This window comes from Streptomyces sp. adm13(2018) (assembly GCF_008042145.1).
Lineage (GTDB): Bacteria > Actinomycetota > Actinomycetes > Streptomycetales > Streptomycetaceae > Streptomyces.
This window is the reverse complement of sequence record NZ_RDBH01000113.1, coordinates 236,765-249,605: the sequence shown is the minus strand read 5'-3', so window position 1 is coordinate 249,605 and position 12,841 is coordinate 236,765. Positions and strand designations below refer to the sequence as shown.

Annotated in this window: 10 protein-coding genes and 3 pseudogenes; 10 read left to right on the top strand and 3 right to left on the bottom strand. The window is 71.3% G+C overall.

The annotated features are described in order from the left end of the window. Nucleotides 1–64: 64 nt before the first annotated feature. Nucleotides 65–916: a TIM barrel protein gene (locus EAO70_RS11145; protein ID WP_148002825.1), complete on the bottom strand. Its 852-nt coding sequence runs from the start codon at nucleotides 914–916 to the stop codon at nucleotides 65–67. Between the two features lie 140 nt (nucleotides 917–1,056). Between EAO70_RS11145 and EAO70_RS11140 the strand changes: the two genes are divergently transcribed. The 10 genes and pseudogenes from EAO70_RS11140 to EAO70_RS11095 all read left to right on the top strand — a co-directional run bounded on the left by EAO70_RS11140 (nucleotide 1,057) and on the right by EAO70_RS11095 (nucleotide 10,624). Then, a complete protein-coding gene (locus EAO70_RS11140) occupies nucleotides 1,057–1,308 on the top strand; it encodes a hypothetical protein (RefSeq protein WP_148003012.1) in 252 nt (83 codons plus the stop codon). A gap of 44 nt (nucleotides 1,309–1,352) precedes the next feature. Continuing rightward, nucleotides 1,353–1,691, top strand: coding sequence for a helix-turn-helix domain-containing protein (locus EAO70_RS11135; protein ID WP_148003011.1), 339 nt, complete (start codon nucleotides 1,353–1,355; stop codon nucleotides 1,689–1,691). 155 nt (nucleotides 1,692–1,846) lie between these two features. Further along, nucleotides 1,847–2,371 carry a 2-oxo-4-hydroxy-4-carboxy-5-ureidoimidazoline decarboxylase gene (gene uraD, locus EAO70_RS11130; RefSeq protein WP_148002824.1) on the top strand — a complete coding sequence of 175 codons (525 nt, stop codon included), beginning with the start codon at nucleotides 1,847–1,849 and terminating at the stop codon, nucleotides 2,369–2,371. Further along, on the top strand, nucleotides 2,368–2,757 hold the full coding sequence (gene uraH / locus EAO70_RS11125; RefSeq protein ID WP_148002823.1) for a hydroxyisourate hydrolase: 390 nt from the start codon (nucleotides 2,368–2,370) through the stop codon (nucleotides 2,755–2,757). Before uraD ends, uraH begins: the two co-directional genes overlap by 4 nt. A 5-nt stretch (nucleotides 2,758–2,762) precedes the next feature. Further along, a complete protein-coding gene (gene pucL, locus EAO70_RS11120; RefSeq protein WP_148002822.1) occupies nucleotides 2,763–3,686 on the top strand; it encodes a factor-independent urate hydroxylase in 924 nt (307 codons plus the stop codon). 71 nt (nucleotides 3,687–3,757) lie between these two features. Then, nucleotides 3,758–5,147 (top strand): annotated as a pseudogene (locus EAO70_RS11115) (nucleobase:cation symporter-2 family protein). 48 nt (nucleotides 5,148–5,195) lie between these two features. Further along, entirely contained in the window at nucleotides 5,196–6,584 is a 1,389-nt protein-coding gene (locus EAO70_RS11110) for an 8-oxoguanine deaminase (protein ID WP_148002821.1), read from the top strand. A gap of 435 nt (nucleotides 6,585–7,019) precedes the next feature. Continuing rightward, nucleotides 7,020–8,369, top strand: a complete 1,350-nt coding sequence (locus EAO70_RS11105) for a nucleobase:cation symporter-2 family protein (RefSeq protein WP_261992820.1) — start codon at nucleotides 7,020–7,022, stop codon at nucleotides 8,367–8,369. Nucleotides 8,370–8,460: 91 nt separating this feature from the next. Continuing rightward, a pseudogene (locus EAO70_RS11100) lies at nucleotides 8,461–8,760 on the top strand (fibronectin type III domain-containing protein); the annotation flags it as partial. Between the two features lie 58 nt (nucleotides 8,761–8,818). After that, complete coding sequence (locus EAO70_RS11095) at nucleotides 8,819–10,624, top strand: hypothetical protein (RefSeq protein ID WP_148002819.1); 1,806 nt, start codon at nucleotides 8,819–8,821, stop codon at nucleotides 10,622–10,624. Nucleotides 10,625–10,777: 153 nt separating this feature from the next. Here EAO70_RS11095 and aceB read toward each other — a convergent pair whose 3' ends face one another. Together aceB and EAO70_RS11085 are read right to left on the bottom strand one after the other, a co-directional pair. After that, a complete protein-coding gene (gene aceB / locus EAO70_RS11090) occupies nucleotides 10,778–12,400 on the bottom strand; it encodes a malate synthase A (RefSeq protein WP_148002818.1) in 1,623 nt (540 codons plus the stop codon). A gap of 226 nt (nucleotides 12,401–12,626) precedes the next feature. Next, nucleotides 12,627–12,841 (bottom strand): annotated as a pseudogene (locus EAO70_RS11085) (nucleotidyltransferase family protein); the annotation flags it as partial.

Genomic DNA, 12,841 nt, shown 5'->3' with positions numbered 1-12,841 from the left:
GTCCTTCGAGTGGCTCCCGGCCGAGGCCCGCCCGGCCCGGGGGCCGGCGCTCGGGGGTGTCCGCTCAGCGGGCCGGGCGGGCCTCGGCCGGGAGCCACTCGAAGGACGCGGCGGCGTCGGCGGCCTTGTACTCCAGGCCGATCCAGCCCTCGTACCCGGCCTTCTTCAGCTCGCCGAGGAGCTGCTCCAGCGGCAGGTCGCCGGTGCCCGGCGCGCCGCGGCCCGGGTTGTCCGCGATCTGGACGTGGCCGGTCTTGGCCGCGTACTCCGCGATGACCTGGCTGACGTCCTCACCGTTCATCGACAGGTGGTAGATGTCGAGGAGGAACTTGGCGTTGCCGAGCCCGGTCGCCTCGTTGACCTTGTCGATGACCTCGATCGCGGAGGGGGCGCTCACCAGCGGGTAGAGCGGCGACTCCGGCTTGTTGAGGGTCTCGACGAGGAGGATCGCGCCGATCCGGTCGGCCGCGCGGGCGGCCAGTACCAGGTTCTCCAGGGCGAGGGCGTCCTGGACCTGGGGGTCGACGCCCTCCACGCGATTGCCGTAGAGCGCGTTGAGCGCCTTGCAGCCGACCGAGGCGGCGAAGTCGGCGGCCACCTCGATGTTGGCGCGGAAGCGGTCCGACTCGTCCCCGGGTACGGAGAGGGCTCCGCGGTCGGGGCCGGGGAGCTGTCCGGCGTAGAAGTTCAGTCCCACCAGCTGGGTGCCGGCGTCCTCGAGGGCCTTCTTGAGGGCGTCGAGCTCGCTCTGCTCGGGGGTGGCGGTGTCGATCCAGGGCCACCACAGCTCGACCGCGGTGAAGCCCGCCGCGGCGGCGGCCGCGGGGCGCTCCAGGAGCGGGAGTTCCGTGAAGAGGATCGACAGGTTCACATCGAAGCGCTGGTCCGTGCCTGCGCCTACTGAGAAGCGGGCCATGAGGGGCGGCGCTCCTTCCGTATCGCGGAAGTAAGTTTCTGTCTGACGGAATGTTGCAAGGCGTGGGAGCCGCTTGTCAAGAGGTCCCCGCAGGTCCGGGGCTCCCGTAGACCCCGGTGGGGCCGTAGCGTGGGGCCATGGTGCGTTTGAGAGTGGAGTTCACGACCGAGCCGTTCGACCTCGACGAGGCGCCGGCGCACGCGGTCGTGGCCCGTGAGGTCATCCAGTCGGCGGAGCTCGACGCGGTGGACGTCGGCCCCTTCGGCAACACGGCGGAGGGGGGTGCCGACGCGGTCCTCACCGCCGTCGACGCCCTGCTGCGCCAGTCCCTCGCGGCCGGCGCCACCCGGGTCTCGCTCCAGGTCAATGTGCTCGGGGAGGGCGAGAAGTGAACGATCACCCGCTGGTCGCTGCCGTGAAGCCGCTGGTCGACGCCATGGGCGCCGAGCTGCTCGTCCCCGCCCAGGCGGAGGCGGACGATGTCGTCCTGTCCTGGGAGGGGGAGGATGTGCTCGCCGTCCGGCTTCCCCAGCTGTCCGACTCCCTCGACCACATCCTCGCGGCGATGGAGCGGCGGCACGGGATGCCGCTGGCCGAACTGGACCGCAAGGCCAAGCAGGAGGCGGTCCGCCTGCTGGAGGCGCGCGGGGCCTTCGCGGTACGTCACGGAGTGGAGACCGTCGCGGGTGCACTCGGTGTCAGTCGCTTCACCGTGTACAACTACCTCAACAGGGAAACCGCCCTGAGCAGGGAAAAGGCCACCAAGGCCGAGTAGTTGATCATGTGTGACCCAAAGCCGTCGTCCGGATGTCGGGACGACGGCTTTTGCGTGGCCGAGTTTTCAACAAAGTGTTGACGTTGTGTTGCGGAGGGCGTTAGCTATCCGCAGCCCGTCCGACGCACAGCGAAAAACAGCCACGGAGGCTTCCCGTGACTTCAGGTACGACACCGGGCCTCACCCGGTTCAACACCTCCGCGGACAGCGAGGCCCTCGCCGCGCTCCACGAGGTGTGTTCCAGTTCGGCGTGGGGGAACAAGATCCTCGCCCAGCGCCCGTACACCACCGCCGACGCTCTCTTCCTCGCCAGCGACGCCGCCATGGCCGAGCTGACCGCCGAGGACCTTGCCGAGGCGATGGCGGGGCACCCGCCGATCGGTCGTCCGAAGGCCGGGGACCCGACCTCCTCCCGCGAACAGAGCGGGATGGCCGGCGCCTCCGCGGAGCTCAAGGCCGAGATGCTCGAACTCAACCTGGCCTACCAGGACTCGTTCGGACACGTCTTCCTCATCTGCGCCACCGGCCTGACCGGCGAGCAGATGCGCGACGCGCTCCGGAAGCGGATCGGGAACGCACCCGAGGCGGAGCGGGAGATCGTCCGCACCGAACTGGGCAAGATCAACCGCATCCGGCTGACCCGTCTCGTAGAGACCTCCGAGGAAGAGAGCTCCGCATGAGCACCGACACCACGGCCTCGGTGTCCACCCACATCCTGGACACCAGCATCGGCCGCCCCGCCGAGGGCGTCGCCATCACGCTCGCGGCCCGCAGCGGCTTCGACGCGGAGTGGGTCGCGCTCGGCGGCTCCGCCACCGACGCGGACGGGCGCTGCAAGGACCTGCCGGCACTGCCGGAGGGCACCACCCACGTACGTCTCGACTTCGAGGTCGAGCAGTACTTCTCCAAGAAGCAAGCCGAGGCGCAGCAGGACGCCCCCCGCGTAAGGGACAGCGGTGCGTTCTTCCCGGAGGTGGCGATCACGTTCGCCGTCACGCCGGGCGAGCACTACCACGTACCGCTGCTGCTCAACCCGTTCGGCTACTCCGTATACCGAGGGAGCTAGCAGACATGCCCACGATTCTCGGCCAGAACCAGTACGGCAAAGCAGAGAACCGCGTCGTCAAGATCACGCGGGACGGCGACACCCACCACATCAAGGACCTCAACGTCTCCGTCGCCCTCTCCGGCGACCTCGACGACGTCCACCTCACCGGCTCCAACGCCCACTGCCTCCCCACCGACACGACGAAGAACACCGTCTTCGCGTTCGCCAAGGAGCACGGCATCGAGTCCGCCGAGCAGTTCGGCATCCACCTCGCCCGCCACTTCGTGTCGAGCCAGGAGCCGATCAAGACGGCGCGCATCCGGATCGAGGAGTACTCCTGGGAGCGCATCGCGTCCTCCCAGGCGAACTCCAAGTTCATCGGCGCCGACGAGGTCAACCACTCCTTCGCCCGCAAGGGCCAGGAGACCCGCGTCACCCAGATCACGTACGACGGCTCCAGCTGGGAGATCATCTCCGGCCTCAAGGACCTCGTCGTCATGAACTCCACCAACTCGGAGTTCTGGGGCTACATCAAGGACCAGTACACGACGCTCCAGGAGGCGTACGACCGCATCCTGGCCACGCAGGTGTCCGCCCGCTGGCGGTTCAACTGGACCGACGACGAGCAGCGCATGCCCAACTGGGAGCGGTCCTACGAGCAGACCAAGAAGCACATGCTCGAGGCCTTCTCGGAGACGTACTCGTACTCCCTCCAGCAGACGCTGTACCAGATGGCCACGCGGATCATCAACCACCGCTCGGAGATCGACGAAGTCCGCTTCTCGCTCCCGAACAAGCACCACTTCCTGGTCGACCTCGAGCCCTTCGGCCTCAAGAACGACAACGAGGTCTACTACGCCGCCGACCGCATGTACGGCCTCATCGAGGCCACCGTCCTCCGCGACGGCGCCACGGCGCAGATCCCGGTCGACATGACCAACCTCTAAGCGGCGTCCGCGTGACCGGCCCCCGCCCGCCCGCAGTCGGGCGGGGGCCGGACCGGACCGGAGGGATTCTCATGGCACAGCCCGCAACGGGGCCGGCATCCGCCGAAGGCCCGTGTTCCACCCCGCCGGACACGACCCCCGGGGTCCACCCGGTGGACGAAAAGCTTCCCGCCTCGCGACTCGTCCCCGCGGCGCTCCAGCACATCGCCGCCATGTACGCCGGCGTCGTCACCCCTCCGCTCATCATCGGCCAGGCCGTCGGCCTCGACGCCGCCGGGATGACCCGGCTCATCGCCGCCAGCCTGCTCATCGCCGGCTGTGCCACCATCCTGCAGACCCTCGGCGTCGCGGGCTTCGCCGGCAACCGGCTCCCCTTCGTCAACGCCGCCTCCTCCGCCGGCATCGCACCGATGCTCGCCATCGCCGAGACCAGCGCCCCCGGGCACGAACTCCCCGCCATCTACGGCGCGGTGATGGTCGCCGGAGTGTTCTGCCTCGCCGTCGGCCCCTTCTTCGGCCGGCTCCTGCGCTTCTTCCCGCCGCTCGTCACCGGCGTCGTCATCACCCTCATCGGGGTCACCCTGATGCCCGTGCCCGTCGGCTGGGCCCAGGGCGGCGACCGGACCGCCGCCGACTTCGGCGCCATGAAGTACCTGGCGCTCGCCGCCTTCACCCTCGTCGTCATCCTGCTCTTCCAGCGCTTCGGCAAGGGCTTCGTCAAGCAGATCGCCCTGCTGCTCGGCCTCTTCATCGGCACCCTCGCCGCGATCCCCTTCGGGATGGCCGACTTCACCGCCCTGCGCGAGGCCCGCCCCCTTCGCCTTCGGCACCCCCGAGTTCCAGCCCGCCGCGATCCTCTCCCTGTGCATCGTGATGCTGGTCCTGATGACCGAGTCCAGCGCCGGCATGCTCGCCCTCGGCGAGATCTGCGACCGGCGCAGCGACGGCCGGACCATCACCCGCGGACTGCGCACCGACGGCATCGCGACCCTGATCGGCCCCGTCTTCGGCGGCTTCCCGACCTCGGCCTTCGCCCAGAACGTCGGCGTCGTCTCGCTGACCCGGGTGCGCTCCCGGTACGTGGTCGCCGTCGCCGGCGGCGCCCTGCTGGTCCTCGGCGCCTTCCCGGTCCTCGGCGCGGTGGTCTCCATGGTCCCGATGCCCGTCCTCGGCGGCGCCGGCATCGTCCTCTTCGGCTCCATCGCGGTCAGCGGCATCCGTACCCTCTCGGAAGCCGGCCTCGACGACAGCTCCAACATCATCCTGGTGGCGGTCGCGCTCGGAGCGGGCATCATCCCGCTCGCCGCACCCACCTTCTACGCCGACTTCCCCGCCTGGGCGCAGACCGTGCTCGGCTCCGGCATCAGCGCCGGCGCACTCGTCGCCGTCCTGCTGAACCTGTTCTTCCACCATCTCGGCACCCGGAGCCGTCACACGGCCCCGGCACTCAAATCCTCCTAGGGTCCTGCCGTGCCCACACCACCCCCGAGGAATGAAGGAAGCACCGCCATGGCAGCACCTTCGGCAGCCCAGCGCATCGTCATCGAGAACGCGGCGATCGCGACCGTCGACGCGAACGACACCGAGTACGCCTCCGGCTACCTCGTCGTCGCGGACAACAAGATCGAGTCCATCGGCGCCGGGAAGGCTCCCGAGGGCCTGGAGAACGTGGTTCGGCGCATCGACGCCACCGGCCATCTCGTCACGCCCGGTCTCGTCAACACCCACCACCACTTCTACCAGTGGATCACCCGGGGCCTGGCGACCGACCACAACCTCTTCAACTGGCTCGTCGCCCTCTACCCGACCTGGGCGCGGATCGACGAGCAGATGGTGCGCGCCGCGGCGCAGGGCTCGCTTGCCATGATGGCCCGCGGCGGTGTCACCACCGCCATGGACCACCACTACGTGTACCCGGTGAACTCCGGCGACCTGTCGGGCGCCATCATCGGCGCCGCCTCCGAGATGGGCGTCCGCTTCACCCTCGCCCGCGGTTCCATGGACCGCAGCGAGAAGGACGGCGGCCTGCCGCCGGACTTCGCCGTCGAGACGACCGAGGGCGCGCTCGCCGCGACCGAGGAGACGGTGAAGAAGTACCACGACGCCTCCTTCGACGCGATGACCCAGATCGCCGTCGCTCCCTGCTCCCCCTTCTCGATCTCCACCGAACTCCTCCGCGAGGGCGCCGCCCTCGGCCGCCGCCTCGGCGTGCGGATGCACACGCACGGCTCGGAGACCGTGGAGGAGGAGAAGTTCTGCCACGAGCTCTTCGGCATGGGCCCGACGGACTACTTCGAGTCCACCGGCTTCCTCGGCGAGGACGTGTGGATGGCGCACTGCGTCCACATGAACGACTCCGACATCGCCGCCTTCGCCCGCACCAAGACCGGCGTGGCGCACTGCCCCTCCTCCAACGCGCGCCTTGCCGCCGGCATCGCCCGCGTCCCCGACATGCTGAAGGCGGGCGTCCCCGTCGGCCTCGGCGTCGACGGCACCGCCTCCAACGAGTCCGGTGAACTCCACACCGAGCTGCGCAACGCGCTCCTCATCAACCGGCTCGGCGCCCACCGCGAGGCCGCGCTCAACGCCCGCCAGGCCCTGCGCCTCGGCACCTACGGCGGCGCGCAGGTCCTCGGCCGCGCCGACAACATCGGCTCCCTCGAAGCCGGCAAGCTCGCCGACTTCGTCCTGTGGAAGATCGACGGCCTCGGCCACTCGACCATCGCCGACCCGGTCACCGCCATCGTCTTCGGCGCGGCGGCCCCGGTCACGGCCTCCTTCGTCAACGGCAAGCAGATCGTCGAGAACGACCGCCTGCTGACCGTCGACGAGGACGCCATCGCGCGCGACGCGCGCACGGAGGCGCAGCGCCTGGCCCGCATCGCGGCCCAGGGCTGACCCTCCCCACGGAGTCCTGCCGAGGGGGACGGCCCTCGGCAGGTCGCCGCGGACCCGAGCGGGGTCCGCGGCAGCCCGACCGGGAGGTGCCGTACGCAGAAGACGTACGGCACCTCCTGGGACGGTGACATCCGCCCGATCCCCCACCGGGCACCCGCTCCCGCGCCGCGTACTCCCCGCGCGCACCGCACCGCCCCCGCACCACCCGCGCCGCGTACTCACCGCGCGCACCCGCACCACCCGCAACGAGCCGCACCTCCTGCACCCCGCACCGCATCGCACCACCTCCCTGAACCCCGCGTCGCCGCCGACGCGTAACCGACCGGAGGAACCGCCGTGGCCGCCAAGCCCCAGGTTCGCAATGCACAAGCCGCAGGCTCCGCCCCCGACGACCGCGAGACCCATCCGGTCGACGAGACGCTGCCCCCACTCAAGATGCTCACCAGCGGCCTCCAGCACGTCGCCGCCATGTACGCCGGGGTGGTCGCCCCGCCCCTGATCGTCGGAGCGGCCGTCGGCCTCTCCGGCACCGAACTCACCTTCCTGACCGGAGCCAGCCTCTTCACCGCCGGCCTCGCGACCTTCCTCCAGACGCTCGGGGTCTGGAAGATCGGCGCCCGGCTCCCCTTCGTCAACGGCGTCACCTTCGCCGGTGTCGCGCCGATGCTCGCCATCGTCGACACCACCGACGACAAGGCCGACGCGCTCCCCGTGATCTTCGGCGCGATCATCGTCGCCGGACTCCTCGGCTTCCTCGCCGCCCCCTGGTTCTCCCGGCTCGTCCGGTTCTTCCCGCCGGTCGTCACCGGCACCGTCATCACCCTCATAGGCGTGTCCCTCCTCCCGGTCGCCTTCGGCTGGGCGCAGGGACCCAACCCCGCGGCCAAGGACTACGGTTCGACGACGTACCTCTCGCTCGCCGCCGTCACGCTCGTCGTCGTCCTGCTGCTCCGCCGCTTCACCCGCGGCTTCGTCAAGCAGATCGCGGTCCTCCTGGGCCTCGTCATCGGCACCGTCATCGCCATCCCGTTCGGCGTCACCGACTTCTCGCCGGTGACCGAGGCGGACATCGTCGGCTTCCCGACGCCGTTCCACTTCGGCGGCCCGCAGTTCGCCCTCGCCGCGATCATCTCGATGTGCGTGGTCATGCTGGTCTCCATGACGGAGTCGACCGCCGACATGCTCGCCCTCGGCGAGATCGTCGAACGGCCGGCCGACGAGAAGACCATCGCGGCCGGACTGCGCGCCGACACTCTCGGCTCCGCGATCAGCCCCCTCTTCAACGGCTTCATGTGCAGCGCCTTCGCGCAGAACATCGGCCTGGTCGCCATGACCCGGATCCGCAGCCGCTTCGTCGTCGCCGCCGGCGGCGGATTCCTGGTCCTGATGGGCCTCTCGCCGGTCGCCGCCTCGCTGATCTCGGTCGTCCCCCGGCCGGTCCTCGGCGGAGCGGGCGTCGTCCTCTTCGGCTCGGTCGCCGCGAGCGGCATCCAGACCCTGGTCAAGGCCGGCCTGGAGAAGGACAACAACGTCCTGATCGTCGCGGTCTCGCTGGCCGTCGGCATCATCCCGATCACCGCGCCGGAGTTCTACCACGCCTTCCCGGAGACCGCGAAGATCATCCTGGACTCGGGCATCTCGACCGGCTGCGTCGCGGCCGTCCTGCTCAACGTGGTCTTCAACCACCTCGGCAAGGGCCGGGACGACGACGAGGTCACCGCGCCCATGGAGCCCGGAGACGAGATCTCCGGGAGCCGTACGGCGAAGGCGGCGCACGTCCACTGAACCCGCCCGACACCCCGCCGTCCGCCCCGCCCCCCGCGCACCCCGCGGGGGGCGGGGCGGACGCGTGGCGTGAGGACACGACCCACCGCCCCCCGGCGCGCCCGAGAACACCGCGCCCACCGGGCTCACCGCGACCGCGGCGAAGGGCGAGATCACCGTCACCTGGACCCCGCCGGACACCGGCGCCCCCGTGACCCACCACGAACTCCACCTCAACGGCAGGTTCGCCACCACCATCATCTGGGGCAACGAACCGCCCCCCGGCCGCGCCACCTACACCTTCCCCGTCCAGGACCCGCCCGGCACCCGCTACACCGTCACCCTCCGCGCCCGGCTCCCCGACGGCACCTGGGGCGACTTCTCGGTCTCCCGGACCGTCGTGGTCCGCTGACGCCCCGACGCCCGCGCCCTCCGTCCGATTCGTCCCCCGCCGAACTACCCTGGGAAGCGTGGCCGAGACCGTTCTCACCAACACCGGGCTCGACGGCTTCCTCGACGGAGCACCCGAGCGCCGCGACCCCGTTTTCGTACGTGCCGCCGAGGCGGTGCTCGGACTGCTCGCCCTCCGCGGGGCCGACCGGGACACGGGGGTGCCGGAACCGACGCCCGCCCTCGTCCGCCGGCTCCTCGTCGAGGACCTGCCAGCCTTCGTGTACGCGCCGCCCGGAGCACTCGCCGCCTATCCCGCCGTGCTCGGGCGGCTCGCGGCCCGCTTCGACGGGGGCCGGCGCGAGCAGGTCGCCGAGGCCGTACGGGAGGCGGCCGGGGACTTCGAACGGGCGATGACCGACCCCGGGAACCTGACCTGGCACCGCTGGTACGCCTCGCTCCTGCGCGCCTGTGGTGCCGACCTCGCCGACCCCGAGGACGTCCGCCGCCGGCTCGCCGCCCTCGACGGGGCGCCGCTGCCCGACGGGGTGCACCGCGCCGACCTGATGGGGCGCACCGCCCTCGCCGACGTCCTGCTCACCGAGGCCCTCACGCGCGCGTACGTCCGGGACGCCGAGACGTCCCCCGCCGCCGGGCCGCTGCTCACCGACCACGACGTCGCGACCGGCGTCGGACACGTCGCCGCCGCGCTGCGGGACCGGTGGACCGCCGCCGGACTCTCCGAGCAGCTCGCCGGGCCGTACGCGCGCTTCGCCCCCGGACCCGACGCCTTCCCCCACCTCATGCTGGCCGACGCCCTCCTGGACGAACACCTCGACCACTACGGGGACATCGCCGCCCCCGTACCCCCGCCGCCCGCGATCGAGCCGGGGCCGTTCGAGGAGGACGCGGACACCCTCCTCACCGCCGTCGAGCAGCTGTCCGAGGAGGAGTTCGAGCCCTACGGGGGCGAGGCCCCGCACCTGCTGTACGTGGTCTACCGGCGCGGCTGCTCGGCCGAGTCCGTCGCCCGCAAGGCCGCCGAGTACGAGGACTGGGCCGTCGACCCGGCCGTGGAGGACCTGCCGGTGGCCGTCCCGGCGGACCCGCCGGAGGAGACGGGCGAGGCCGGGCCCTCGCACACCGTCCCGTCCGTCCCCGAACTCGCGCGACTGCTCGGCACGGCCGACCTGACGGAGGCCGACCGGGCCGGCCTTGAGGCCCCCGCCCGGGACCTCGCCACCGTCCTCGACCGGCTCGCCGCCACGGGCCTCGTCTTCCGCGCCGGCGACGCCTTCGGCCTCACCCCGCGCGGCGCCGGCGTCGTGCGCTACCTCCTCGGGGTCCGCGGGATCGCCGCCCCCGACGCCGCCGAGGTGCGCGCGTGGTCCGCGTCCGAGGTGGTGGCCGCGGCCGTGGGCTGGCCCGGCTGCGTGGCCGCACGGGTGCTCGCCGACTGGCTCCACGCGCGCGGGAACGCCGCCGACGCCTGGTCCCGGCTGCTCGCCGCCCTCGGCACCGTCCACGCCGGCACCCCCGACGCCGCCGCCACCCGCGGGCTCTTCACCACTCTCGACACCACCGAGGCCCCACCCGAGGCACTGCGCGCCGCCCTCCGCGACCCGGTGGTCGGCGCGTACGCCCATCAGGCCCTCCGCGCGCGTGGAGAGGCCTCCGACCTGATCCAGGTGGGAATCTCGGCCCGCGCCCTGTTCGTCCTCGACGCCCTCCCGGCCAAGAAGGGCCCCCTGGAGTCCCGCCGGGCCGCGTTCGACAAGGCGGCCTCCGCCTGGCCCGGCGGCTCCGCCGCCCTGGTCCGGGCGATGCGAGCGGCGGACCGCCACGAGACCGACCGCGTGCTGGGCCCACTCGGCCTGGCGCCGTAGGTCCTGCCTTCCGCCCCTCCCGTCCGCCCCGACGGCGGTGCCAGGAACGGACACAGGGCCCCGCCCCGGTGCTGTGCGACACCGGGGCGGGGCCCTGTTCGGATGCTGTCCGACCGCTGTGCGGGCCGTCGGGGCAGTTGTGCGGGGGCTGGGTCAGCCGACCAGCTGCTCGTACGCGGGGAGCGTCAGGAAGTCCGCGTAGTCCGCGTCGAGGGAGACGTGGAGGAGGAGGTCGTGGGCCTGCTGCCACTTGCCGGCCGCGAAGGCCTCCTCGCCGATCTCCTCGCGGATCGCGGCCAGTTCCTCGGCGGCGACCTTGCGGGCCAGCTCCGGCGTCGCCTTCTCGCCGTTCTCGAAGACGACACCCGCGTTGATCCACTGCCAGATCTGCGAGCGGGAGATCTCGGCGGTGGCCGCGTCCTCCATCAGGTTGAAGATGGCGACGGCGCCGAGGCCGCGCAGCCACGCCTCGATGTAGCGGGTGCCGACCTGCACCGCGCTGACCAGGCCCGCGTACGTGGGCCTGGCGTCGAGGGAGTCGATGGCGATCAGGTCGCCGGCGGCGACGGAGACGTCCTCGCGGAGGCGGTCCTTCTGGTTCGGCTTCTCGCCGAGGACGGCGTCGAAGGAGGCCATCGCGATCGGGACCAGGTCGGGGTGGGCGACCCAGGAGCCGTCGAAGCCGTCGCCGGCCTCGCGGTCCTTGTCCGCCTTGACCTTCTCGAACGCCACCTTGTTGACCTCGGCGTCCTTGCGGGACGGGATGAAGGCCGCCATGCCGCCGATCGCGTGCGCGCCGCGCTTGTGGCAGGTGCGCACGAGGAGTTCGGTGTACGCGCGCATGAACGGGGCCGTCATCGTGACCGCGTTGCGGTCCGGAAGGACGAACTTGGCCCCGCCGTCACGGAAGTTCTTGACGATGGAGAACAGGTAGTCCCAGCGGCCCGCGTTCAATCCGGCGGCGTGGTCGCGGAGTTCGTAGAGGATCTCCTCCATCTCGTACGCGGCCGTGATGGTCTCGATGAGGACCGTGGCGCGGACGGTGCCCTGCGGGATGCCGACGTAGTCCTGGGCGAAGACGAAGATCTCGTTCCAGAGGCGGGCCTCCAGGTGCGACTCGGTCTTCGGCAGGTAGAAGTACGGGCCCTTGCCGAGGTCGATCAGGCGCTGCGCGTTGTGGAAGAAGTACAGGCCGAAGTCGACGAGCGCGCCGGGCACGGGGCGGCCGTCGAAGACGAGGTGACGCTCCTCCAGGTGCCAGCCGCGGGGCCGCATGACGACCGTGGCCAGCTCGTCGGCCGGCTTGAGGGCGTACGACTTGCCCGAGCGCGGGTCCGTGAAGTCGATCTTCCGGGTGTACGCGTCGATCAGGTTGAGCTGGCCGAGGACCACGTTCTCCCAGGTCGGCGCGGAGGCGTCCTCGAAGTCCGCGAGCCAGACCCGGGCGCCCGAGTTCAGCGCGTTGATCGTCATCTTGCGGTCGGTCGGACCGGTGATCTCGACACGGCGGTCGTTCAGGGCCGCCGGGGCCGGCGCGACCTTCCAGGAGTCGTCGGCGCGGACCGCCGCGGTCTCCGGCAGGAAGTCGAGGGTCGACGTGCGGGCGATCTCGGCGCGGCGCTCCGCCCGGCGGGTGAGGAGCTCGTCCCGGCGCGGGGTGAACCGCCGGTGCAGTTCGGCGACGAAGGCCAGGGCGGCCTCGGTGAGCACCTCCTCCTGACGCGGCAGGGGCTCGGCATCGACGACGGCCAGGGGGGACGGCGCTGGTGCGGACATGAACTGTCACTTCCTTCAGCGGACTTCGCGGGCGGTGCCAGACGGCCGCCGGGCGTCACGGGACGGCACGCAGTGCCGCCGACGCCGAGATACGGCCGCAAGCGCCTTCTGAACGGACAGGCGCTTCTGAACAGTGGATACTAGTTTCCTCATGGTGGAAGTTCAATGGTTTGTTGATGTCGAGATTCTCCGGATCGACAGACCATGGCGCCGGGTGCCACGCCGTTCACTCCAAGTGCCCCAGATCCTCCTCGGTATCGATGTCGTAGGGCTCGGCCACATCCGAACAGTCCACCGGGGTGATCGCATCCCGGTGCGCCGCCAGATAGTCCCGCGCGCCCCGGTCGCCCACCGCGAGCTCCGTGATCCCCGCCCAGTGTGCCGCGCCGAAGAGCACCGGATGCCCCCGCTGCCCGTCGTACGAGGCCGCCGCCAGCGACC